This window comes from Pseudonocardia sp. CA-142604 (genome assembly GCF_050948475.1).
In the GTDB taxonomy this organism is placed as follows: Bacteria; Actinomycetota; Actinomycetes; order Mycobacteriales; family Pseudonocardiaceae; genus Pseudonocardia; species Pseudonocardia alaniniphila.
Genome location: NZ_CP192045.1, coordinates 8,815,629 through 8,838,315, shown reverse-complemented (window position 1 = coordinate 8,838,315; position 22,687 = coordinate 8,815,629). Strand labels below are relative to the sequence as shown.

General features: G+C 71.5%; 22 protein-coding genes. 13 read left to right on the top strand and 9 right to left on the bottom strand.

The genetic code is table 11. From position 1 onward, the window contains the following. The first annotated feature begins 69 nt into the window (after window positions 1-69). Complete coding sequence (locus ACQPZQ_RS40120; protein WP_433289727.1) at window positions 70-3,423, top strand: error-prone DNA polymerase; 3,354 nt, start codon at window positions 70-72, stop codon at window positions 3,421-3,423. Between the two features lie 17 nt (window positions 3,424-3,440). Here the strand turns inward: ACQPZQ_RS40120 and ACQPZQ_RS40115 are convergent, their stop codons facing one another. From ACQPZQ_RS40115 to ACQPZQ_RS40105, 3 genes are all read right to left on the bottom strand, one after another. Next, entirely contained in the window at window positions 3,441-4,712 is a 1,272-nt protein-coding gene (locus tag ACQPZQ_RS40115) for an NAD(P)/FAD-dependent oxidoreductase (RefSeq protein ID WP_433289726.1), read from the bottom strand. Between the two features lie 126 nt (window positions 4,713-4,838). Further along, complete coding sequence (locus ACQPZQ_RS40110; RefSeq protein WP_433289724.1) at window positions 4,839-5,492, bottom strand: GPR1/FUN34/YaaH family transporter; 654 nt, start codon at window positions 5,490-5,492, stop codon at window positions 4,839-4,841. 255 nt (window positions 5,493-5,747) lie between these two features. Beyond that, window positions 5,748-6,071 carry a putative quinol monooxygenase gene (locus ACQPZQ_RS40105; RefSeq protein WP_241039778.1) on the bottom strand — a complete coding sequence of 108 codons (324 nt, stop codon included), beginning with the start codon at window positions 6,069-6,071 and terminating at the stop codon, window positions 5,748-5,750. Window positions 6,072-6,230: 159 nt separating this feature from the next. Here ACQPZQ_RS40105 and ACQPZQ_RS40100 point away from each other — a divergent pair, with 159 nt between their 5' ends. From ACQPZQ_RS40100 to ACQPZQ_RS40080, 5 genes are all read left to right on the top strand, one after another. Continuing rightward, window positions 6,231-6,860 carry a pentapeptide repeat-containing protein gene (locus ACQPZQ_RS40100; protein WP_433289722.1) on the top strand — a complete coding sequence of 210 codons (630 nt, stop codon included), beginning with the start codon at window positions 6,231-6,233 and terminating at the stop codon, window positions 6,858-6,860. Window positions 6,861-7,015: 155 nt separating this feature from the next. Continuing rightward, on the top strand, window positions 7,016-7,870 hold the full coding sequence (locus ACQPZQ_RS40095) for a bifunctional methylenetetrahydrofolate dehydrogenase/methenyltetrahydrofolate cyclohydrolase (protein ID WP_433289721.1): 855 nt from the start codon (window positions 7,016-7,018) through the stop codon (window positions 7,868-7,870). Between the two features lie 129 nt (window positions 7,871-7,999). Beyond that, the gene (locus ACQPZQ_RS40090) at window positions 8,000-8,296 is read left to right on the top strand and encodes a DUF3017 domain-containing protein (protein ID WP_433289720.1); all 297 of its coding nucleotides are present in this window, start codon (window positions 8,000-8,002) and stop codon (window positions 8,294-8,296) included. 22 nt (window positions 8,297-8,318) lie between these two features. After that, complete coding sequence (locus ACQPZQ_RS40085; protein WP_433289719.1) at window positions 8,319-8,912, top strand: carboxymuconolactone decarboxylase family protein; 594 nt, start codon at window positions 8,319-8,321, stop codon at window positions 8,910-8,912. 48 nt (window positions 8,913-8,960) lie between these two features. Then, window positions 8,961-10,268: a DUF2252 domain-containing protein gene (locus tag ACQPZQ_RS40080; protein ID WP_433289718.1), complete on the top strand. Its 1,308-nt coding sequence runs from the start codon at window positions 8,961-8,963 to the stop codon at window positions 10,266-10,268. A gap of 1 nt (window position 10,269) precedes the next feature. Here ACQPZQ_RS40080 and ACQPZQ_RS40075 read toward each other — a convergent pair whose 3' ends face one another. From ACQPZQ_RS40075 to ACQPZQ_RS40055, 5 genes are read right to left on the bottom strand one after another with little or no spacing between them, the layout of a single operon-like run. Continuing rightward, window positions 10,270-11,214 (bottom strand): ABC transporter ATP-binding protein, encoded by a 945-nt coding sequence (locus ACQPZQ_RS40075; protein WP_433289717.1) that lies wholly within the window; start codon window positions 11,212-11,214, stop codon window positions 10,270-10,272. Then, window positions 11,211-12,026, bottom strand: a complete 816-nt coding sequence (locus ACQPZQ_RS40070; RefSeq protein ID WP_433289716.1) for an ABC transporter permease — start codon at window positions 12,024-12,026, stop codon at window positions 11,211-11,213. The genes ACQPZQ_RS40075 and ACQPZQ_RS40070 overlap by 4 nt, the downstream gene beginning before the upstream one ends. Continuing rightward, the gene (locus ACQPZQ_RS40065) at window positions 12,019-12,804 is read right to left on the bottom strand and encodes an ABC transporter permease (RefSeq protein ID WP_433289715.1); all 786 of its coding nucleotides are present in this window, start codon (window positions 12,802-12,804) and stop codon (window positions 12,019-12,021) included. The genes ACQPZQ_RS40070 and ACQPZQ_RS40065 overlap by 8 nt, the downstream gene beginning before the upstream one ends. Window positions 12,805-12,853: 49 nt before the next feature. Beyond that, window positions 12,854-13,528 (bottom strand): response regulator, encoded by a 675-nt coding sequence (locus ACQPZQ_RS40060; RefSeq protein WP_379660540.1) that lies wholly within the window; start codon window positions 13,526-13,528, stop codon window positions 12,854-12,856. Beyond that, entirely contained in the window at window positions 13,516-14,658 is a 1,143-nt protein-coding gene (locus ACQPZQ_RS40055; protein ID WP_433289714.1) for a sensor histidine kinase, read from the bottom strand. Before ACQPZQ_RS40055 ends, ACQPZQ_RS40060 begins: the two co-directional genes overlap by 13 nt. Window positions 14,659-14,780: 122 nt before the next feature. Here ACQPZQ_RS40055 and ACQPZQ_RS40050 point away from each other — a divergent pair, with 122 nt between their 5' ends. Together ACQPZQ_RS40050 and ACQPZQ_RS40045 are read left to right on the top strand one after the other, a co-directional pair. Next, on the top strand, window positions 14,781-15,479 hold the full coding sequence (locus tag ACQPZQ_RS40050) for a VC0807 family protein (RefSeq protein ID WP_433289713.1): 699 nt from the start codon (window positions 14,781-14,783) through the stop codon (window positions 15,477-15,479). Next, window positions 15,476-15,865 carry a DUF6069 family protein gene (locus tag ACQPZQ_RS40045; protein ID WP_433289712.1) on the top strand — a complete coding sequence of 130 codons (390 nt, stop codon included), beginning with the start codon at window positions 15,476-15,478 and terminating at the stop codon, window positions 15,863-15,865. Before ACQPZQ_RS40050 ends, ACQPZQ_RS40045 begins: the two co-directional genes overlap by 4 nt. A 63-nt stretch (window positions 15,866-15,928) precedes the next feature. On the opposite strand, the gene ACQPZQ_RS40040 is transcribed toward ACQPZQ_RS40045, so the two are convergent. Then, entirely contained in the window at window positions 15,929-18,142 is a 2,214-nt protein-coding gene (locus ACQPZQ_RS40040) for an NADP-dependent isocitrate dehydrogenase (RefSeq protein ID WP_433289711.1), read from the bottom strand. Window positions 18,143-18,359: 217 nt separating this feature from the next. Between ACQPZQ_RS40040 and ACQPZQ_RS40035 the strand changes: the two genes are divergently transcribed. The 5 genes from ACQPZQ_RS40035 to ACQPZQ_RS40015 all read left to right on the top strand — a co-directional run bounded on the left by ACQPZQ_RS40035 (window position 18,360) and on the right by ACQPZQ_RS40015 (window position 22,610). Beyond that, on the top strand, window positions 18,360-18,710 hold the full coding sequence (locus ACQPZQ_RS40035; protein ID WP_433289710.1) for an SH3 domain-containing protein: 351 nt from the start codon (window positions 18,360-18,362) through the stop codon (window positions 18,708-18,710). Between the two features lie 14 nt (window positions 18,711-18,724). Beyond that, the gene (locus ACQPZQ_RS40030; RefSeq protein WP_433289709.1) at window positions 18,725-19,516 is read left to right on the top strand and encodes an exodeoxyribonuclease III; all 792 of its coding nucleotides are present in this window, start codon (window positions 18,725-18,727) and stop codon (window positions 19,514-19,516) included. Next, a complete protein-coding gene (locus tag ACQPZQ_RS40025) occupies window positions 19,513-20,937 on the top strand; it encodes a serine/threonine-protein kinase (protein WP_433289708.1) in 1,425 nt (474 codons plus the stop codon). Before ACQPZQ_RS40030 ends, ACQPZQ_RS40025 begins: the two co-directional genes overlap by 4 nt. Before the next feature lie 58 nt (window positions 20,938-20,995). Next, complete coding sequence (locus ACQPZQ_RS40020) at window positions 20,996-21,487, top strand: YbaK/EbsC family protein (protein ID WP_433289707.1); 492 nt, start codon at window positions 20,996-20,998, stop codon at window positions 21,485-21,487. A 73-nt stretch (window positions 21,488-21,560) separates the two neighbouring features. Continuing rightward, window positions 21,561-22,610, top strand: a complete 1,050-nt coding sequence (locus tag ACQPZQ_RS40015) for an iron-siderophore ABC transporter substrate-binding protein (protein WP_433289706.1) — start codon at window positions 21,561-21,563, stop codon at window positions 22,608-22,610. Window positions 22,611-22,687: the final 77 nt, after the last annotated feature.

Here is a 22,687-nt window from a genome sequence, read left to right as displayed (position 1 = left end):
CCTGTCGTGTGACGAGTTCGCCTGGTCAGGCGGTTGAGCTGATCTTCGAACACATGTTCGATTGCATGCATGGGCTTCAACAACCCCGACATGCCGTGGCACGAGCTGGAGGCGACGCTCTCGGGACGTCCCCGCGACGGCGCGAGCCTCACCGGAGGGCCGGAGGTCGACGGCGGCGACAGCCCGGCGTGGTCGCGCAAGCGCGAGCCCTACACCCCGCCGGAGCTGCCCGAGCCGCAGAACCGCGTCCCGTACGCCGAGCTGCACTGCCACTCCAACTTCAGCTTCCTCGACGGCGCGAGCCATCCCGAGGAGCTGGTCGAGCAGGCGGCGCGGCTGGGTCTCGACGCGATCGCACTCACCGACCACGACGGCATGTACGGGGTGGTCCGGTTCGCCGAGGCCGCGGCCGAGCTGGGGGTCGGCACGGCCTTCGGGGCCGAGCTCTCCCTCGGGCTCACGGCCCCGCAGAACGGCGTGGCCGACCCGGAGGGCAGCCACCTGCTGCTGCTCGCCCGCCACCCCGAGGGCTACCGCTCGTTGTGCCGCACCATCAGCACCGCGCAGCTGCGTGGCAAGGAGAAGGGACGCCCGGTCTACGACTTCGACGAGGTCGTGGCCGACACCGCGGGGCAGGTGCTGGTGCTCACCGGGTGCCGCAAGGGCGCGGTGCGCCAGGCGCTGCGCACCGGCGGACGCGACGCCGCGGGCAAGGAGCTGCGCCGCCTCGTCGAGCGGTTCGGGGCCGACCACGTGGTCGTCGAGCTCACGCACCAGGCCCTGCCCACTGACACCGAGCGCAACGACGTCCTCGCCGAGCTCGCGCACGACGCCGGCCTGCCCGTCATCGCGTCCACGGCGGCCCACTACGCCACCCCGCACCGGTTCCCGCTGGCCACGGCGTTGGCGGCGGTACGGGCCCGGCGCGGCCTCGATGACGCCGACGGCTGGCTTCCTCCCGCTGGCACCGCCCACCTGCGTTCAGGGGCGGAGATGGCGGCCCGGTTCGACGAGCGCTATCCGGGTGCGGTGGCGCGGGCGGCGGCGCTGGGGGCGGAGTGTGCGTTCTCGATCGACCTGGTGGCGCCCGAGCTGCCGCCGTTCGACGTCCCGCCGGGGCACACGGAGGCGAGCTGGCTGCGGGAGCTGACCTATCGCGGAGTCGCCCGCCGCTACGGCAGCCATGCCGAGTACCCGGAGGCCGTGGAGACGGTCGAACGCGAACTGAAGATCATCGAGCAGAAGAACTTCCCCGGCTACTTCCTGATCGTCCACGACATCGTCGAGTTCTGCCGCCGCTCCGACATCCTCTGCCAGGGCCGGGGGTCGGCCGCCAACTCGGCCGTCTGCTTCGCGCTCGGCATCACCAACGTCGACGCCGTGGCCCACCGGCTGCTGTTCGAGCGTTTCCTGTCCCCGGCCCGTGACGGCTATCCCGACATCGACCTCGACATCGAGTCCGGCCGTCGCGAGGAGGCGATCCAGTACGTCTACCGCCGCCACGGCCGTGGATGCGCCGCACAGGTGGCCAACGTGATCACCTACCGGCCGCGCTCCGCCGTCCGCGACATGGCGAAGGCGCTGGGGTTCTCCCCGGGCCAGCAGGACGCGTGGAGCAAGCAGATCGAGCGCTGGCACGGCCCGGTGGACAACAACACGGCCACGGCTCCTGCCGGAATGCCCGACCAGGTCGTCGAGCTTGCCGACGAGCTGCTGGGCTTCCCCCGCCACCTCGGCATCCACTCCGGCGGCATGGTCATCTGCGACCGGCCCGTCTCCGAGGTGGTGCCCGTCGAGTGGGCCCGGATGGAGGGCCGCACCGTCGTCCAGTGGGACAAGGACGACTGCGCGGCCGCGGGCCTGGTCAAGTTCGACCTGCTCGGGCTGGGCATGCTCACCGCCCTGCACCTGATGATCGATCTGGTCGCCGAGCACCACGGCGAGAAGATCGAGCTCCACGAGCTGCCGCCCACCGACCCCGCCGTGTACGCGATGCTGCAGCGGGCCGACTCGATCGGGGTGTTCCAGGTGGAGTCGCGCGCGCAGATGGCCACGCTGCCCCGGCTGAAGCCGCGGGAGTTCTACGACCTGGTGGTCGAGGTGGCGCTGATCCGGCCCGGCCCCATCCAGGGCGGGTCGGTGCACCCCTACATCCGGCGCCGCAACGGGATCGACGAGGTCACCTACGACCACCCTCTGCTCAAGGGCGCGTTGCAGAAGACGCTCGGCGTGCCGCTGTTCCAGGAGCAGCTCATGCAGATCGCCGTTGACGTCGCAGGCTTCTCCGCGGCCGACGCCGACGAGTTGCGCCGCGCGATGGGCTCGAAGCGGTCGGAGGAGAAGATGGAGAGGCTCCGCGACCGGTTCTTCGCAGGCATGGCAGCCAACGGCATCACCGGTGAGGTGGCCGAGGGGATCTTCCGCAAGATGCTGGCGTTCGCCAACTTCGGGTTCCCGGAGAGCCACTCGATCAGCTTCGCGTCGCTCGTCTACTACAGCGCCTGGTTCAAGCACTACTACCCGGCGGCCTTCTGCGCGGCGTTGCTCAACTCCCAGCCCATGGGCTTCTACTCGCCACAGTCGCTGGTGGCCGACGCGAGCCGCCACGGAGTGCTCGCGCGCGGCCCGGACGTCAACCTCGGACGGGCCGAGGCGGTGCTCCAGGCGGATTCGCGCAGCACCGGTGGGCAAGCGATCCGGCTGGGCACGGCCGAGGTGCGGGGTGTCGGCCTGGAGCTGGCCGAGGAGATCGACGCGGAACGCGAGCGGGGCGGGCCCTACCGCGACCTCGCCGACCTGGCAGGCCGCGTACGGCTCACCGTGCCGCAGGCCGAGGCCCTGGCCACGGCGGGGGCGTTCGGGTGCTTCGGGGTCGACCGCCGTTCGGCGCTGTGGGCGGCGGGAGTGGTGGCCGCCGTGCGTCCCGAGCAGCTGCCCGGCACCGCCGTCGGGCTGGAGGCGCCCGCGCTGCCCGGCCTCACCGGCGTCGAGCTCACGGCGGCGGACGTGTGGGCCACGGGCGTCTCACCGGACAGCCACCCGATGCAGCACCTGCGGGAGCGGCTCGACGGTCTGGGCGCGGTGCGGATCGACGGGCTCGATGCGGTCGGCCGCAACCTCGTGGCAGGCGACCCGGAGCAGACGCCGCCGCGGGTGCTGGTCGCCGGGCTGGTCACCCACCGGCAGCGGCCCGCCACCGCGCGCGGGGTCACGTTCCTCAACCTCGAGGACGAGAGCGGCATGCTCAACGTCACCTGCTCGGAGGGGCTGTGGGCGCGCTACCGCACGGTGGCGATCAGCAGCACGGCGCTGCTGGTCCGCGGCCGGCTGGAACGCAGCCCGGAAGGCGTGCTCAACCTGGTGGCCGACCGGCTGCAGCGGCTGGCGCTCACCGTGCCGGTGAAGTCGCGCGACTTCCGCTGAAACGATCGTCGCGCCGGTTACCCGCTCGCTCGGACCGCTGTGGCAACCGCTGTTTCGCCGGGCCTGGAGCCCGCGGAGCCCCTCCACGTGCTGGAGCGGTAGTCCGCCCTGGCCAGGATCGCCTCCGCGTCGTCGATCGGCGGGTAGATCGCGACGGCGGTGATGGTGTGCTTGACGTCCTTCGCCTCCTGCCCGGTCTTGCGGACCGTGCGCTCCCGCCCGCTGGTCAGCACGGCCCCTGCAGCGCCGAGGTCGAGGCAGGTGACGTAGGGCTCGGTCGCGAACGGAACCTGCTGAAGGCCGAGGAGATCGGCGGCGACGTTGTGCCCGGCGAACTTGCCCTGCGGCATGGCGTGCTGGCAGCTCTGCATGACGGGGTGGCCGTCCAGCGCGAGCGCCGCTGAGGTGTCACCGGCTGCGTACACATCGGGAGCTCCCGTGACGCGCAGGTACTCGTCGACGTGCAGGCGCCCGAGCCGGTCGCGTTCACCGGGCACGTCCGCCGTCAACGGGCTGGCGGCCATGCCAGCCGTCCAGATCACGGTGCTCGCCGCGATCTCGCTCCCGTCGGAGAGCCGGACGCCGGCCGGACCCACGCTCTCGGCGCCCACGCCCAGTCGCTGTTCGACGCCGAGTTCGGCCAGCGCCTCGAGGATCTGCGGGCGGGGACCCTCGCCGAGCTCGGGGCCGACGACGTTCTCCCGCTCGACCAGCACGACGCGGACGGGCTCGGCCGCGTCGACCTGCGCGGCGACGTCGCGCAGTCTGCCCACCAGCTCGGTCGCCACCTCGATGCCGGTGAACCCGGCGCCGACGACGACGGCCGTGAAACGCCCAGCGCCGGGTGCTTCCGCCGGCAGCCGGTGCAGGTGGCTGTGCAGCCTCGCCGCGCCCGGCATCGTGTCGACGTCGAAGAGGTGTTCCGTGCCGAGCAGGTCCGGCCGGATGAGGCGGCTGCCGGCAGCGAGCACGAGCCGGTCGTAGGTCAGCTCGGTGGTGCTTCCGTCGCGACCGATGACATGCACGCGCCGCGCACCCGTGTCGATGCCCGTCACCGTGGCGGCCACTCTCCGGACGCCGATCGGCCCGAGTATCCGGTCGAGCGGCACGCGCATCCGGTCCGGGTCGGACTGGTACATCCGCGGCCGGATCACGATGTCGTCCCCGGCGGAGACCAGGGTGACGCGCAGGTCCGACGGGGACGCCCCGGCGGCTCGCCGAGCCCGCACAGCACCGGCCGCGGCCCAGACGCCGGCGAACCCACCACCGATGACCAGGACGTCAGACATCAAGTCCACCTTCCACCTGCCCGTGGCGTCAGCAGCGCGTGCACCGCCTGCTCGACGCCTCGACTCGTGCGTACGGACTCGATGCTAGGTAGTCAGATCGTGAACGGGCCCTTGCGACGGCCGGCATCACTGCTGGATCGGGGCCCCCATCGGCAAGGCCTCGCCACCGAGCTCCTGGCTCATCGCATCCACGAAGATGTAGGCGTAGATCGTGCAGACGACGAAGGTCGTGATGCCGCCGAGCGTGGCGAACAGCCGGTTGCCGTTCACCACGAAGCCGAGCACGAGCGCGAGAGTGGTGCACACGACGGCGAATCCGGCGGTGAACGCGAGCGGCAGCCGGAGCGTGGCCACGGTGAGTGTCGCGAAGACGATGAGCCACGACAGCACGAAGGTGGCCTCGACGTTCTGGATCTGGCCTGCCCGCAGCCCCGGTTCCGTGGCGATGCCGAACCAGCCGTTGATCACGCCCAGGAGCAGGAACCCCAAGCTCAGCCAGAACGCGGAGAAGGTGCCGAAGATCGCGGCCATCGCACCCTGCCCCACCCGCACCGCCCAGATGCATGCCACCAGCAGGAACAGGCCCGACGATGAGGTGACCGCCGGGATCATGCCGCCGGGCAGGGTGTCCGTGTCGAGGTAGCCGATGAGCCAGAGCCCCAGTGTGAGGCTGCCGGGAAGGAGGGCGGGCAGGCCGAGCAGTGCGGGGTTGCCGCCGCCGGCGGCCGACACGTCCGGCGCCACGCTGCCGGTCCGCGGCCGGGCGTCGCTCACGCTCATCCACTCGCTCCTCGTCGAGACGGCCGGGTCCTGGCGAAGAGATACGCCGGATGGGTCACATTGTGCGCCCGATGGCCCTATTTCGACACTGCTGCGTACCGAGCGAGATGCCGGTTGCCGCTCGCCGGAAAGGATTCGGTGGAGTGTTCATCCCGCGTGCATCGCGGGTGTACGCGGCGGGCCGCCGGCTGCCGGCGCGGACGGACAGGTGCGCCGAGGCCGGCCAGGCGATCGACGGCCCGCCGTCGGGGTCGCTTACTCGGGCGTGACCTCGGCCATCTCCGACCAGGCCTCCCCGTCCAGATCCTGGTAGTTGATCCGTGGCCGCTCCGAGACCATGGCAGGCATGAAGGCGAAGAAGTTCTTCGCGTGGTCGGTGGCGACGTGGGCGGCCCCCGCGTCCGCGTTCGCGAACACCTCGATCATCGCGAACTCGTTGGGGTCGTCGCCGTTCTGGAAGTAGTCGAAGGAGATGTTCCCCGGCTCGCTCCGCACGTCGGCCGTGTACTGCCTGATCCCGGCCAGCCACTCGTCGTGCTTTTCCGGTCGGATCTTTGCCCTCAGGACGATGAGAATCACGCGGAACCTCCATCGGCGTGGCGTTGAGTCGGCTGTCGGCACCGTCGCCGACCTGCTCACCGGGAGTCTGCCACGGGCGGGAGCGGCCATCAGGGAACGCCGGGACGCGCACAGGGAACCGTGGGCGTCGGGTGCGGGGGTGGATGGCAGGGTGGCTGCGTGCACGAGGACACCCGCTCCGGCGACACCGGCTACGACGACACCGAGCAGATCGATCTGGACCTGTCCGATGTGCGGGTGGGGGACGAGCCGTGGCGCCAGCGGCGGTTCATCCGCTGCCGGTTCGTCGACGCCGATCTCCGCGGCCTGGTCACCGAGTCGTGCACGTTCGACGAGTGCGATTTCACCGGCGCCGACCTCGGCGACTCCACCCACCGCGGCAGCGCGTTCCGCACGTGCACGATCCGGCGGGCCACCCTCGGCGGCTCATCCTTTCGCGGCTGCTCATTGCTCGGCACCTCGCTCATCGACTGCCGGCTGCGTCCGCTCGTCATGACCGACTGCGATCTCACGCTCGCGGCCCTCGGCCGGGCGGACCTGCGCAAGACCGACCTGTCCGGACTGCGGCTGCGTGAGGCGAACCTCGTCGAGGCCGACCTGCGGGAAGCCGACCTGCGGGGTGCCGATCTGACCGGGGCCCGGCTGCTGAACACCCGGCTCGAGGGCGCCGACCTGCGCGGCGCCCGCATCGGCGCCGACGGCCTCGTGCAGGCCAGGCTCTCCGGGGCCACCGTCGACGCCGAGCAGGCCATCGCCTTCGCCGCCGCCCACGGCCTCCGCATCGCCTGACCTCCACGCGCCGTCGCCCCGTGACGGCCGCGTCATGGACACACGACGTCGAACGTCGTCGCTGACGAACCGCGACATGTGTCCGTGTCGCCGGGTTGTCCGGCACGTAATGGTGGGACGAGCCGGGTTGGTACGCGGGCTGGGAGGATGGGGACGTGACGGCGACACTGATGGACGGCAAGGCGACTCTGAACGACATCCTGGGCGAGCTGGCGGGCCGGATCGAGAAGCTGCAGGCCGACGGTGTGACGCCGGGCCTGGGCACGCTCCTCGTCGGCGACGACCCAGGTTCGCACTCGTACGTCCGCGGCAAGCACCGCGACTGCGCGAAGGTCGGGATCACCTCGATCCAGAAGGAGCTGCCGGCCGACGCGACTCAGGCCGACGTCGAGCGGGCGATCGACGAGCTCAACGCCGATCCCGCCTGCACCGGGTTCATCGTGCAGCTGCCGCTTCCGCAGGGGCTCGACGCCGGCGCCGCCCTGGAGCGCATCGACCCGGCCAAGGACGCTGATGGCCTGGCGCCGGTGAGCCTCGGGCGGCTGGTGCTGGGTGAGCCCGGCCCGTTGCCGTGCACGCCGCGTGGAATCGTCGAGCTCTGCCGCCGCTACGGCGTGGAGCTGAAGGGCGCGCGTGTCACGGTGGTCGGCCGTGGTGTCACGGTCGGGCGTCCGCTCGGGCTGCTGCTCACCCGGCGCAGCGAGAACGCCACCGTGACGCTCTGCCACACCGGCACGCGCGACCTCGCCGCCGAGGTGCGTCGCGCGGACATCGTCGTCGCGGCGGCGGGTGTGCCGGGCCTGATCACGGCCGACATGGTCCGGCCGGGTGCCACGGTGCTCGACGTCGGCGTCACGCGCACCGACACGGGGCTCGTCGGCGACGTCGCTCCGGAGGTCCGGGAGGTCGCAGGCCTGCTCGCCCCGATGCCGGGCGGTGTCGGCCCGATGACTCGCGGGATGCTGTTGACGAATGTGGTGGAAGCGGCCGAACGCAGCTTGTCGAAGTGAGCATCAGTACCGAACGCAGCTTGTCGAAGTGAGCATCGAGACCGAGCGCAGCTTGTCGAAGTGAGCTTGGTCGTCTGAACCGAACGGAGCTGTCAGAGTGAGCATCGATGCCGGACGGGCAGCCGAGGCGTGAGCGTGGTCGACTTCCGCTCGCGGCTCCCGGTGCACGCACCGATGACCTTGGTGCTGGTCATCGCGGCGCTGGGCATGATGCGCGTGCTCACGCAGCACTGGCGCGAAGGGGCGGTGCTGCTCGGCGGCGCACTGATCGTGGCGGCCGTGCTGCGCGTCCTGCTCCCGGTGGACCGCGTCGGCCTGCTGGCGATTCGCAGCCGGCCGGTCGACGTCCTGTGCTACTCCGCCTTCGGCGTGGTCATCTCGGTGCTGGCGGTGACGATCACGCGCGGTTCGTTCGACTTCGGCTGATCGGCAGGGCAGCGTGGGCCCCGTGACCCGACGACTGCGCCCCCTGCTCCCCGCCGAACTCGATGACGACCAGCGTGCTCTGCTCGCGGCGTTGGACGCGCGACCGCGCCCCGTCGACCGCGCGGCTGACGGCAGCCTGCTCGGGCCGTTCGATGCGATGCTCCGTGCGCCGCGCAGCGGTGCGGCCCTGCAGGGTGTGGGGGCGGCGTTGCGCTACCAGGGCGTGCTGTCCGATCGGGTCCGCGAGCTCGCGACCCTGCTCGTGGCCGCGCACCACCGCGCTGCCTTCGAGTGGCACGCGCACGCACCGCTCGCACGGAGCGTCGGTCTGCCGGATGCGTTGGTCGAAGCAGTGCGGGTCGGCGACGCGGTCGAGCCGCACGACCCGGCGGAACGGGCAGCCGCCACGGCTGTCGGGCAGCTGCTCACCACTGGAGACGTCGACGATGCAGCGTGGGCGGAAGTCGTCGAGCGCCTCGGGGAGCCGGGCGCGGTGGAGCTGACCACGCTCGTCGGCTACTACTCGCTGCTCGCCCTGCAGATGCGGGTGCTCCGGGTGCCGCTCCCGGACGGTGCGGCGCCCGTCGAGTTCCCCGCTCGCTCGATGCGGGATTGATCGCGTCGGGTTCACCTGTCGATCCGTACTTCCCGGCATGATCTAGGCATGGCGGACCGTTCGGCACAGATCGTCGGCACGTTGGTGGAAGCGTTCTCGGACCTGATGGCGGCCGACCCGGCCGCGTTCCGCACGAAGTTCCGCAAGATGGCCGCCGACCCGTTCGCCTTCTACCGCGGCAGCGCATGCCTGTTCTACGCCGACGTGGCGGAGTCCGACGACCCGTGGGCCGACGAGCGGACGAGCCGCGTGTGGATCCAGGGTGACCTGCACGCCGAGAACTTCGGCACCTACATGGACGGCGACGGGGTGCTGATCTTCGACGTCAACGACTTCGACGAGGCGTACGTCGGGCACTTCACCTGGGACGTCACGCGTTTCGCTGCGAGTCTCGCGCTGCTGGGGTGGCGCAAGGCGATCTCGGACGACGACATCACGGTCCTCGTGCAGCGGTATGTGCGGGCGTATCTGGACCAGGTGCGGTGGTTCGTCGACCAGGCCGACGACCGCAGCTTCTCGCTGCGCCTGGGCACCACCGACGGTGTGGTGCACCAGGTGCTGCAGCTGGCCCGGCTGCGCACGCGGGTGGCCCTGCTCGACGGGATCACCGAGACGGAGGGCTTCGACCGGAGGCTGCGGGACGTGCCCGGCCTGCGCCGGCTGGACGACGGTGAGCGCGCCGCGGTGGTCGGCGCGGTGGAGCGCTACATCGAGACGATCCCGCCGTCGAAGCGGTTCCGCGGGGTGACGTACACGGTCAAGGACGTGGCGGGGCGTTCCGGGTTCGGCATCGGCAGCGCGGGCCTCCCCGCCTACACGGTGCTGATCGAGGGCTACAACCAGGCGCTGGACAACGACGTGGTGCTGTCGATGAAGCAGGGCAACGTCGCCGCGCCCTCCCGGGTGGTGACCGATCCGGCGATCGCAGCGGCGTTCCAGCACCACGGGCATCGCACGGTGCTGTCGCATCGCGCGTTGCAGGCCCACGCCGACCCGCTGCTGGGCTGGACGGATCTCGACGGGGTCGGGTTCGTGGTCAGCGAGGTGTCGCCCTACCAGGCCGACCTGGACTGGTCTGAGCTCACCGAGCCCTCGGAGATCGGGCCGGTGGTGGACTACCTGGGCCGCGCGACCGCGAAGGTGCACTGCGTGGCCGACTCCGATGCCGACCATTCGCTCGTCCCGTTCCAGACCGAGGAAGCGATCATGCGGGTGGTCGGCGGGCGCGCCGACGAGTTCGTGGCGTGGGTGGTGGACTTCGCCCACACCTACGCGGCGCAGGTGCGGGCCGACCATGCGCTGTTCGTCGACGCGTTCCGCGGCGGCGCGATCCCCGGGGTCGCGAGCACGTCCTGAGTCAGTGCGAGTAGTAGAGCGTGCGCACGAGGTCCTCGATCGACGGCTCGACGACGGAGACGTCGCGCAGCTCCACCTGCTGGGCGACGGTCCCGATCAGCTCGGCGGCCGTGGTGGCGCCCGGTGAGAACTCCAGGCGTTGCCGCAGCCCCTGGGCCTCCACCGTGACGTCGACGACGCCGGCCAGGCCGAGCAGCGGCGGCACGGGCTCCACCAGCTCGACGACCAGCACGCGATGGCCTGCGAAGCCCTGCCGCAGCGCGGCCAGCTCGTCGTCCACCAGCACGCGGCCCTGATCGATGACGACCACCCGCCGGCAGAGCCGTTCGACGTCGGGCAGGTCATGGGTGGTGAGCAGCAGCGTGACGTCCCCGCGCGCGTTCACCTCGGAGAGGAACGACCGCAGTCGCTCCTTGCTCGTCAGGTCGAGGCCGATCGTCGGCTCGTCGAGCACGAGGAGCTCGGGCGCGTGCAGCAGCGCCGCGGTGACCTCTCCGTGCATCCGCTGGCCCAGCGAGAGCTGCCGGACGGGTGTGCCGAGAAAGCTCGCCATGTCGAGCAGTTCGATGCACTCGTCGACCCGCTCCCGGTAGCGGGCTGCGGGCACGCGGTGGATCGCGGCGTGCAGGTCGAAGCTGTCCCGCAGCGGCAGATCCCACCACAGCTGGCTGCGCTGCCCGAACACCACACCGATGCGCCGGGCCAGCTCGCGGCGCCGGCGCACCGGGTCGAGCCCGCACACGCTCGCTCGCCCCGAGGTGGGCACGAGCACCCCGGTCAGCATCTTGATCGTGGTGGACTTACCGGCTCCGTTCGGGCCGAGGAAGCCCACCGCCTCCCCACGCGCGACGGAGATGGTCACGTCCTCGACCGCGGTGACGCGTTGCCTGCGCAGCCGGGTGCTGACCAGGAAGTCCCGGCGCAGCGCCTCCGTCTGGATGATCATGAACCCGTCCCCTGGTAGTGCCGTACGCCCGTGCGCCAGACAAGTCCTGCCCCGGCCACCGCCACCACCGCGACGAACGGGGAGCTCCACTGCAGCAGCTCGGGCAGCCCGAGCGGATCGGGCCGGCCCAGGAGCCCGAGCGCCGGGAAGTACGCCACGAACGCCGCGGGCACGGCGTAGCACATGACCCGTCGCAGCCAGGGGCCGTAGATCGTGATCGGGTAGGAGGTGGAGAAGTTCGACCCGTAGGTGACGGAGTTCGCGAACTCGCGACCGTCGACGAACCAGAACGAGACGGCGTTCGCTGCCACCCACATCGACGAGAGGATGACCGCCCCCGCGAGCGGGGCGATCACGGCGAGGGCCACGCGGGCCGGTGTCCAGTCGATGTCGAGGGTGACGAACGACCACACCAGCACGCCCAGTCCAGCGGCGACGCGGCCCAGCCGCTTCAGCGCGACGTCCGCCGACAGCAGCTGCGGCAGGGTGCCGAGCGGGCGCAGCAGCATGACGTCGAACTCGCCGGTGCGGATGTAGGTGGGCAGCTCCTCCACCTGGCCGACGGTGAGGTCGGCGAGCCCGAACGCCGTGGCGGAGAGGCCGTAGATCAGCACGACCTCCCCGGCCGAGAACCCGCCGAGCGAGCTGACCTGCGTGAACACGACGAGGATCACGATCAGCTCGATGTATTGCCCGATGAACTGCGCCACGACGTCGAGCGCGAACGACACCGGATAGGCGAGCTGGCTGCGGACGCGCGACGCGACGATCCGCGGGTAGATGCTCCTCGTGCCGACCCGGGGCTCAGCCACCTTGCACCACCAGTCGCCGCGTGCCGCGGGCCAGGACGGCTCGGCCGACCACGAGGAGCAGCGCGGCCCAGCCGAGCTGGACGGCGACCACACCGGGAGCGTTGCCGCGCTCGGTGAACACGTCGATCGGGCTCTGGAAGAGCGATGGGAACGGGGTCAGCCACAGCACCGTCCGCGCCCACTCCGGGAACCACGCCAACGGCATCACGAGGCCGCTCAGGACCCCGCCGACGACTCCCCAGACGGCGATCACGCCGCGCACGTCGAGCAGCCAGAAGGCGCTCGCGTTGAGCAGGAAACGGATCCCGAAGCTCACCACCACCGCGAGCGCGACGGACACGGCGAACCAGAGCCACGTGTCCGGCTGCTCGGGCCACCGGAACGGGAAGAACACCGCCCCGAACGCGGCGGGCGGGACCATGCGCAGCACGACGGCGTGGCAGGCACGGCCGAGGTCCGTGGAGAGCAGCGCGGCCTGCAGGTCCCAGGGGCGGCCCAGGTCGACGACGACATCGCCGGTCCGGACCCGCCGAGCCAGCTCCTGGTCGCCCCACAGCATCACGACGCTGATCAGGCCCTGGCCGAGCCAGACGTAGGTGATCGCGGTGGGCACGTCGTAGCCGGCGACCGTGCCGCGCTGGTCCAGCACGGCGACCAGCACAGCGGCCCGCAAGAGCCCGAACACGGTGTTGGTGGCGAGCCCGGCGAAGGTCGCCTGGCGATAGCTCGCGTATCGCCGGTAGCCCGCGACGACGAGCTGGGGATAGGGCGCGAGCACGTCCGTCGACGCTACGACCGGCCGCAACCGGTTTTCGCGCCTCGCGGGCTCAGACCAGGCCGGCGTCGTGGACGAGCAGCGCGATCTGGGTGCGGTTGCCGAGGTGGAGCTTCGTCAGCACGTGGGAGACGTGAGCCTTGACCGTCGCGACGGTCATGCCGAGCCCCTCCGCGATCTCCGCGTTGGAGCGTCCTCTGGCCACCTCGATCGCCACCTCGTGCTCGCGCGGGCTGAGCGCGCGCAGGGTGGCGCGGGCCTGCTCATGGGAGCCCGTCTCCGCGGTGACCCGGTCCATCAGCCGCCGGGTGACTCCCGGGGACAGGATGGGATCGCCCGCAGCCACCCGCCGGACGGCGTCGACGATCTGGGCGGGCGGGGTGTCCTTGAGCAGGAACCCGCTGGCGCCGGCGCGCAGTGCCCTGAGCACGTTCTCGTCGGTGTCGAACGTGGTCAGGACGACCACCTCGGGCGGTTGCGGCCGGGCCCGCAGGCGCCGGGTGGCGGCGATCCCGTTCACCCTCGGCATCCGCAGGTCCATCAGGACGACGTCCGGTGCGTGCGCATCGACCACCGCGGGTACCTCGTCGCCGTCGCCTGCCTCGCCGACCACCGAGATCCCGGCCGCTCCGTCCAGCATCATCGTGAGCGCACCGCGCACCAGGGGGTCGTCGTCGACGACGAGCACCCGCACTGTTCCGTCCGACCTGGTGATCACCCGGGCCACGGTAGCGCCGCGTGCAGCCGGAACTCGCCGTCCGGTGTCACCCCGTGACCGAGGCGCCCGCCCGCGAGCTGGGCCCGCTCGGCCAGGCCGACGAGACCCGTGCCGCTGCCGGGAGGCGAGTCCGGCGGCTGGTCGGGGAGGGGGTTGCGGATGTCGATCAGCAGGCCGTCGCCCGGGCCGCCGTCGACCTGGACGTGGACGGGCCTGCCCGGCGCGTGCTTGCGGGCGTTGGTCAGGCCCTCCTGGATGATCCGGTAGGCGGAACGTCCGGTGCCCTCCGGCGTGCTCGACGGGTCGGCGACCCAGTTGTCCACGTCGAGAGCCACCCCTGCGGCCCGGGACTCGTCGAGCAGCGCGGGCAGGTCGGTGAGCGTCGGCTGCGGAGCGTCGGCTGCGGGGTCGGTGCCGTCGGCGCGCAGTACCCCGATCACCTCGCGCAGCTCCTCCAACGCCTGGTGCACGCCCGCCCGGACGACGCCCGCCACCTTGGCGAGCTGCTCGGGTGAGGAGTCGGGGCGGTACTCCAGAGCGCCCGCCGACGCCGCCACCAGGGAGAGCCGGTGGGCCAGCACGTCGTGCATCTCGCGGGCGATCAGGGTGCGTTCGTGTGCACGCGCGGCGGCGACGCGCTGGGCCTGCTCGTCCTCGGCTCGGCGGGCTCGCTCCCGCAGCGACTCGATGAGCGCGCGCCGCGCCCGGGCGAAAGCACCCCACGCCACGAGCGCAGCATGCGTGACGAGCGCGAGGACGAGCCACCATTCGTAGGACAGTCCCGGCGCGGGTCGCAACAGGCCCTGGACCGCGTGAGCGGCGAGCCCGACCAACCCGACCCCGACCGCCGACGCGACCGGTCGCTCCCGGGCGATGTGCAGGGTTCCGATGGTGGACGGCGGGGTTGCGGCAGGCGAGAACGCGGCCAGGATCGCGAGCGCAACCGCGGCGGGGATCGGCCACCGCAGCAACAGGGGCAGCAGCGTGCACGCGAGGACTCCGACGATGATGTCCAGCGGAAGCACCGTGTTGCCGCTGCCCGCCCGACCGATGATCGTCAGCGTGACGAAAACCGTGCCGACCACGGTGAGGATCGCAATTCCGCGCGCGGACGCACAGCCGCTACCGTCCCGCTTCACGCCGCGGAGGGTAGGGCCGCAGGCGGCGACGGGAACACCGACAAAAGTCGAATCCGCGGCGGACTCCGACAAAAGTCGAACCCGGCGGCGACGGGAGTGGCACCCGCACGAGCGTCCGGCCGATGCCCGACCTGCCTGCCGCCCGCGACGCTCCCGCTGTGACCACATCAGGTAACCGCGGCGGCCCCTCCGGCCTGCAGACGCTGCTCGTCGACGTCGCGGCCCCGCTTGCCCTGTTCTACGGGCTGCACGCCGCAGGCGTCGACGACCTCACCGCACTCATGGTGGGGGGCGCTCCGCCCGCGATCAAGACCGTGGTGTCGATCGCGCGCGGGTGCCGCGTCGAGCCGGTGGCGTTGGCGGTTTTCGTCGCGATGACGGTGGGGACGGTCGCCTCGCTGATCACCGGCGATCCGCGTGAACTGCTGATGCGCAACGCCCTGCTGAGCCTGCCGTTCGGAGTCTGGACGCTCGCGAGCCTGTGGCTGCGCCGTCCGCTGACGTTCCGGGTCACGCAGACGCTGTTCCCGCACCGGGCCGACCTCATGGACGAACTGTGGGAGGGCGACCCACGTTTCCGGCGCGCCTGGCGGTTGGTCACCGTGTCGTGGGGTGGCGTGCTGCTCCTCGACTGCGTGCTGCGCGTCCTCATGGCCGCGACGCTGCCGGTGCCGGCCGTGCCGGCCCTCGACACCGCTCTCAGCGTCGTGACCCTCGTGGCCATGCAGGTCCCGACCCACGTCTTCCTCTACCGCTCCGGCTCGTGGCACCTGCTGTTCGGGCGTCGCCGGGCCCCGTCCATGAAGGAGTCCGTCGCATGACCACCACCACCCGACCCTCGACCCGTTCGGCGGCCCGGCGCGCCGCTGCCGTGGCGCTCGCCGTGCTGGCGCCCCTCGCGATCTGGGCCGTCGCCGTACCGGTGGCGGGGCTCGATCTCACGGCCACGCCGATCGGCGGCACGGCCACCCCGGTCGGCGCGCTCGCCGTGGTGGCCGGGGCGTTGTGCGCAGGCCTGTCCGGATGGGCTCTGCTCGCCGTGCTGGAACGCCGCGCCACGCGCCCCCGCCGGACGTGGACGGTGATCGCACTGGCGGTGCTAGGCCTATCGCTGGCCACACCACTGGCGGGAGCGACAGGGCCATCGCTGCTGGTCCTGCTGTCAATGCACCTAGCGGTAGGAGCAGTCCTCATAACGCTCCTATGAGCAGAAAGGAGCCGTAGTGCTGTCTGGAGACGCTCCCGACAGCACTACGGCTCCTGAATGCCCTTAGAAGGACTGGAGGGCGGCGTTCAGCGTTGCGCTTGGGCGCATCACCCCGTCCGTCTTCTTCCTGTCCACGTAGTAGTAGCCGCCCAGGTCCACCGGCTGGCCCTGTACCGCGTTCAGCTCGTCTACGATCGTCGTCTCGTCGGCGGTCAGGCTCTCGGCCAGCGGAGCAAAGATCTTCGCCAGCTCCGCGTCCTCGTCCTGCTCGGCGAGGGCCTGCGCCCAGTACAGCGCGATGTAGAAGTGGCTGCCGCGGTTGTCCAGCTCACCGGCCCGCCGCGAGGGCGACTTCCCGTTCTCGAGCAGCTTCCCGGTGGCGTCGTCGAGGGCCTTGCCCAGCAGCTTCGCGCGCGGGTTGTCGTCGGAGTCGGCCAGGAACTCCAGCGAGACGGCCAGCGCGAGGAACTCCCCGAGGGAGTCCCAGCGCAGGTGGTTCTCGCGCACCATCTGCTGCACGTGCTTCGGCGCCGAGCCGCCGGCCCCGGTCTCGAAGAGCCCGCCACCGTTCATCAGCGGGACGATCGAGAGCATCTTCGCGCTCGTGCCCAGCTCGAGGATCGGGAACAGGTCGGTGAGGTAGTCGCGCAGGACGTTGCCGGTGACGGAGATCGTGTCCTCGCCGCGCTTCGTGCGATCCAGCGTGTACCGCGTGGCCTCGGCGACGGGGAGGATCTCGATGGTCAGGCCGTCGGTGTCCTCCTCGGCCAGGTAGGCCCGCACCTTCTTGATGACCTCGGCGTCGTGGCCGCGGGTCTCGTCCAGCCAGAACACGGCAGGCGCGCCGGTGGCGCGGGCCCGGGAGACGGCGAGCTGCACCCAGTTGCGGATCGGGGCGTCCTTGGTCTGGCACGCGCGCCACAGGTCGCCCTCGGCCACCTCGTGCTCGAGCAGCGCCGATCCGGAGGCGTCCACGACCCGGACGGTGCCCGCCGCCGCGATCTCGAACGTCTTGTCGTGGCTGCCGTACTCCTCGGCCTTCTGCGCCATCAGCCCCACGTTCGGGACGGTGCCCATCGTGGCGGGGTCGAACGCGCCGTGCTGCCGGCAGAAGTCGACGGTCTCCGCGTACAGCGCGGCGTAGGACGAGTCCGGGATGACGAACTTGGTGTCCTGCAGCTCGCCCTTCGCGTTCCACATCTGCCCGGACGAGCGGATCGCGGCCGGCATCGAGGCGTCGATGATGACGTCGCTGGGGACGTGCAGGTTGGTGATCCCGCGGTCGGAGTCGACCATCGCGAGCCCGGGGCCGCTGTCGTACGCGGCGCTGATCGCCTTCTCGATGGCCTCGCGCTTCTCGGTGGGCAGCTTCTCGAGGGCGGTGAGCACGCTCGCGAGGCCGTCGTCGGGGTCGGCACCGACGGCGGCGAGGTCGTCGCCGTACTGCGCGAAGACGTCGGCGAAGTAGGCCTCGACCGCGTGGCCGAACAGGATGGGGTCGGAGACCTTCATCATCGTGGCCTTGACGTGCACGGAGAACAGCACGCCCTTGTCACGGGCGTCGGCGACCTGCTCGGCGAGGAAGGCCGTCAGATCCTGCTTGCGCATGACCGCCGCGTCGAGGATCTCCCCGGGCAGCACGGCGAGCGAGGGCTTCAGCACGGTGACGGTGCCGTCGGCCGCCACGTGCTCGATGCGCAGCTCGGCGCCGTCGTCGAAGGTGACCGACCGCTCGGAGTGGCGGAAGTCGCCGTCGCTCATCGTGGAGACGTGCGAGGTGGAGTCGCCCGACCACTTGCCCATCGAGTGGGGGTGCTTTCGGGCGAAGTTCTTGACCGAGGCAGGCGCCCGGCGGTCGGAGTTGCCCTCGCGCAGGACCGGGTTGACCGCGCTGCCCTTGACCGTGTCGTAGGCGGCCCGCGCGGCCTTCTCCTCGTCGGTGCGGGGGTCCTCGGGGTAGTCCGGGACGTCGTAGCCCGCGCCCTGCAGCTCCTTGATGGCCGCCTTCAGCTGCGGGATCGACGCGCTGATGTTGGGGAGCTTGATGATGTTGGCCTCGGGCGTCTTCGCCAGCTCGCCGAGCTCGCTGAGCGCGTCGGGCACGCGCTGGGCGTCGGTCAGCCGGTCGGGGAACTGCGCGAGGATGCGGGCGGCGAGCGAGATGTCACGCGTCTCGACATCCACCCCGGCCTTGCCGGCGAAGGCCTCGATGATCGGTAGGAACGAGTGCGTGGCGAGCGCCGGGGCCTCGTCCGTGTACGTGTAGATGACCTTCATCGTTGTTTCGGGCCTGCCTCGGGACTGGTCGGACCTGGGTCGCGGAGCGCGCTGCTCCCTCTCGACACGCTATCCCTTGCACAACACGACCGGGGGAGTGCGTCGCACGACATGGTGGTCACTACGCCGACATCACAGTGATCGAAGATCATCGGTGGGATCCGGGTGGTCGTTCCGCTACCGTTGGTACACCTCACCGTCCCCGGGAGACGCGGCCGTGGCCTCAAGGTTCAAGATTCCGAAGCTAGAGAAGTCGACGTTCCGAGGGTGGACGTTCGTGCTGATCGCGGGCGTGCTTCTCGCGTTCCTGGCCATCATCGACCGTGGTGGCATCAACGATCAGTCGGTCGACGCCGACGGGTCCACCGGCTGCCAGCTCGAGGTGGCGGCCGACCAGCTCAACGTGCGGGCCGCGCCCGACCAGGACTCCGCCCTGCTCAGGACGCTCGTGCGTGGCGACCGCGTCGACGGCACCCGGATCGTCACCAACGGGTTCCGCGAGCTGGAGGGCAACCAGTGGGCGGCTGACCAGTTCCTGACCCCGCTCCCGGACACCAACTGCGCTTGAGGGACGCTGCGGGCGTGCGCACCGTTAGCTCGGTCAACGTCAACGGGGTCCGGGCGGCCGCCGCGAAGGGGCTCCTGCGCTGGCTGACCGGCACGTCCGCCGACATCGTCTGCCTGCAGGAGACACGCGCGCAGCTCGACGAGCTGCCGCCTGCGATGCTCGCCGGCTGGCACCTCGCCTACGCCCCGTGCGAGAGCACTCGCGGGCGCAACGGCGTCGGTGTGCTCACGAGAGAGCAGCCCGAGGCCGTCAGGGTGGGCATCGGCGAGGCGGAGTTCGACGGCGCCGGGCGCTATCTCGAGGTCGACCTGCCCGGCCTCACCATCGCGTCCCTCTACCTGCCCAACGGCACCGTCGGCACGCCGAGGCAGGCGGAGAAGAACCGCTTCCTCGCGCTCTTCGCCCCCTACCTCGCCGAGCGGCGGGAGAAGGTGGCCGCGGAGGACCGCGAGATGCTGGTCTGCGGCGACTGGAACATCGCGCCGACGGAGGCCGACATCCGCAACTGGCGGGGCAACGTCAAGAACTCGGGGTTCCTGCCCCACGAGCGGGAGTGGATGGCTGCGCTCTTCGAGAGCGGCTGGGTGGACGTGGTGCGGGCCCTGCACCCCGGCGTCGACGGGCCGTACTCGTGGTGGTCCTACCGGGGGCGGGCCTTCGACAACGACACGGGATGGCGCATCGACCACCACGTCGCAACGCCTGAGCTGGCCGCCCGCGCCGTCTCCGCTGTGGTGGAGCGGGCACCGAGCCACGGTGAGCGCTGGTCGGACCACGCGCCGGTGACCATCGTGTACGCATCATGAACCCGGTCAGCCCCACGCGCGTCATCGGCGGCCGCTACGTCGTGCTCGGCGAGCTCGGCCGCGGTGGCATGGGAATCGTGTGGCGCGCCGAGGACCGCGTGATGGGCCGGCAGGTGGCGGTGAAGGAGCTCCACCTCCCCGAGGGGCACAGCGCCGAGGACCGGCGCTCGTTCCGGGAGCGGCTGCTTCGTGAGGCGCGCACGGCCGGCCGGCTCAACGACCCCGGCATCGTCACCGTCTACGACGTCGTCACCGACGACGGGATCGACCACATCGTGATGGAGCTGGTGGAGGCGCCCACCCTCGCCGATGTGGTGCAGCGCCACGGGCCACTCGACGAGCGTTCGGCCGCGTCCGTGGCCCAGCAGCTGCTCAGCGCGCTGCGCACCGCGCACGAGAGCGGGGTGGTGCACCGTGACGTCAAGCCCAGCAACGTCATGCTCGGCCCGGGCAGCCGGGTGCGGCTCGCCGACTTCGGGATCGCCCAGGCCGTCGACGACCCGGGACTGACCACCACCGGTTCGGTCATCGGCTCACCCAGCTATCTCTCGCCGGAGCGGCTGGAGGGAGCGCAGGCGACTCCGGCATCGGACCTCTGGGCGGCAGGCGCCACGCTGTTCTACGCGGTTCACGGCACCGGGCCGTTCAGCCGGGAGACGACGGCGGCCACGATCGCCGCGGTGCTGCACGCCGACGTACCGAGCACCCGCACCCGGGGGCCGCTCGGGGCGGTCATCTCGGGGCTCCTGCAACGCTCCCCGCAGGCCCGGCTCAGCGGGGTGCAGGCCGCTGCCCTCCTCTCGGCGCCGGGCACGGAGACCACACCGCTGTTCCACGGGCCCCCCTCCACCCCGGCCGCGGCATCGGCGACGTCCGCCCGGCGACGCTGGGTGTGGCCCGTGGTGGCGCTGGTGCTGGGAGCGGTGCTGGGCTTGGCCGGGGGGCTCGCGCTGGCCAGGGCGGGGGTTCTCGCCCCGTCCGGACCGGACGTCACCACGTTGACCTACGGCCCGGGCGGCGACCTGCCGGACTTCGGTTCGAGGTTCCGGGCGTGCCTGCAGGGCCAGCTCGCCCCGGGGCGAGCGTTCCCCTCCGGCTCCACCGTGAGCTGCGACGGTCCGCACGACCTCGAGGTGTTCCAGACCTTCGACCCCTTCGGCCCACAGCGCGCCCTGCCCTACCCCGGACGCCCGCAGCTCGCTTCCTACGCGGCAGAGGCGTGCACGCTGGTGTTCGACTCGGGAGTGGTCACCGGGCCCGGCAAGGATCGGCTCGCCGTGGCGGCTCTGGTGCCGTCGCAGGCGGCGTTCGAGACGCCCGTCGGGACCTCGTCGAGCTTCACGAACCGGGACGTGATCTGCCTGCTGCGCTCCGCCGACGGCAGCCAGATCACCGGCACCCGCGTCGCGGACGACTCCTAGGGCCGGTCGTCCGCGTAATCGGCCGGACAGCATCGGGCCGCCGTGGTGGGATGCGGCGATGAGCACCGCCTCCCACCGCAACGTCGACCTCGTGGTTGCCGCCCTCACCACGGGCGGCGCCGACCCCTCCCGGATCGCCAGGCTGCAGGTCCTGCCCGACGCCGTCACCACCGCCGCGGCCGCCGCGGCGGCACTGCACGTCGAGGTCGGGCAGATCGCCAACTCGCTCGTGTTCGAGATGTCCGGCGGCGTCCCGCTGCTCGTGCTCACCTCCGGCGCGCACCGGGTGGACACGGGCAAGGTCGCGGCCATCCTCGGCGTGGAGCGGGTGCGGCGGGCCTCGCCGGAGTTCGTGCGCGCGGCCACCGGGCAGGCGATCGGTGGCGTGGCACCGGTCGGGCACCCGGCACCCCTGCGCACGCTCGTGGACCGGGCGCTCGCGCCTTTCGACGAGGTCTGGGCTGCGGGAGGGATCGCGCACGCCGTGTTCCCCACCACCTTCGACGAGCTCGTGGCCGTCACCGGAGGGGAGCCCGCCGACGTGGCATGACGGACATCGGTGACGAACCGGGTAAGGGCAGGCTATCCTCCGGCCGCCCTGTTGATCTGTCCCAGGAGGCACCGTGCCCGCCATTCCCGTCCAACCCGCCGCCGCGCACATCACGCGCCGCAGGCTGCTGACCGGCGCGGGGGCGTTGGGCGCTCTCGGTCTGCTCACGGCCTGCGGCGGCGGTACCGGCACCACGGCGGCGCCGTCGGCCCCGGGTGCGGCAGGCTTCCCGATCACGGTCGAGCACCGCAACGGGACGACGCAGATCCCTGCCCCGCCCCAGCGGGTCGTCACCATCGGGTACAGCGACCAGGACCCGGTGCTCGCACTCGGCGTGCGTCCGGTCGGGGTCACCGACTGGTACGGCGACCACCCCTACGCCACGTGGCCGTGGGCGCAGGACGAGCTCGGTGACGCGAAGCCCTCGGTGATGAACCGCGGCACGTTCACCGGCACGCCGGAGTACCAATACGAGGAGATCGCCGCGCTGGCCCCCGACCTGATCATCGGGCTCTACACCAGCATCGACGCCACCCAGTACGAGACGCTCTCGCGCATCGCGCCCACCGTCGGGCCGCCCGCGGGATTCCCCGAGTGGGGTGCGCCGTGGCAGGAGTACACGCGGCTGGCCGGCCGCGCACTCGGCCGTTCCGAGCGTGCCGAGGAGCTGATCGGCGGGATCGACGCCCAGCTGGCCGCGGCCCGCGCCGCGCACCCGGAGTTCGAGGGCCGCACGGCCGTGGTCGCCGAGCGCAACGAACCCGGCATCTCCTTCGTCCGGTCGCCCAATGACCAGCGCTCCCAGCTGATCGCCGCCCTCGGGTTCACGATCCCGCCCGAGATCGGTCAGCTCGCAGGCGACCAGGACGGCGCGACGATCAGCGACGAGCAGATGGGTCTGCTCGACCGCGACGTACTGCTGTGGAACACCGGCTACACGCCCGAGGTGCGCCCGGAGATCGAGGCCGCGCCGCTCTACTCGCAGATGGCCGTGGTGCGGGCCGGGCGGTCGCTGTTCGTGGAGGATCCGCTGGTCTCGGCCGCGTGGACGTGGGGCACGGTGCTGAGCCTGCCGAGCGTCATCGACGCGCTCGTGGCGCAGCTCGACGCGGTGGTCACCTGAGACGCGGCCGCGTCTGTGAGCAAGGTGGCGCCCGTCACCCTGGCCGGTGGGGCAGCCGGTCGACCGGGCTCCATCCC

Coding starts and splice junctions, on each gene's coding strand:
- ACQPZQ_RS40080 (WP_433289718.1), top strand. CDS start 8,961: ATGGCGGACCGTTCGGCACAGATCGTCGGCACGTTGGTGGAAGCGTTC.
- ACQPZQ_RS40050 (WP_433289713.1), top strand. CDS start 14,781: ATGCCCGACCTGCCTGCCGCCCGCGACGCTCCCGCTGTGACCACATCA.
- ACQPZQ_RS40115 (WP_433289726.1), bottom strand. CDS start 4,712: ATGTCTGACGTCCTGGTCATCGGTGGTGGGTTCGCCGGCGTCTGGGCC.
- ACQPZQ_RS40025 (WP_433289708.1), top strand. CDS start 19,513: ATGAACCCGGTCAGCCCCACGCGCGTCATCGGCGGCCGCTACGTCGTG.
- ACQPZQ_RS40020 (WP_433289707.1), top strand. CDS start 20,996: ATGAGCACCGCCTCCCACCGCAACGTCGACCTCGTGGTTGCCGCCCTC.
- ACQPZQ_RS40120 (WP_433289727.1), top strand. CDS start 70: ATGGGCTTCAACAACCCCGACATGCCGTGGCACGAGCTGGAGGCGACG.
- ACQPZQ_RS40040 (WP_433289711.1), bottom strand. CDS start 18,142: ATGAAGGTCATCTACACGTACACGGACGAGGCCCCGGCGCTCGCCACG.
- ACQPZQ_RS40045 (WP_433289712.1), top strand. CDS start 15,476: ATGACCACCACCACCCGACCCTCGACCCGTTCGGCGGCCCGGCGCGCC.
- ACQPZQ_RS40110 (WP_433289724.1), bottom strand. CDS start 5,492: ATGAGCGTGAGCGACGCCCGGCCGCGGACCGGCAGCGTGGCGCCGGAC.
- ACQPZQ_RS40075 (WP_433289717.1), bottom strand. CDS start 11,214: ATGATCATCCAGACGGAGGCGCTGCGCCGGGACTTCCTGGTCAGCACC.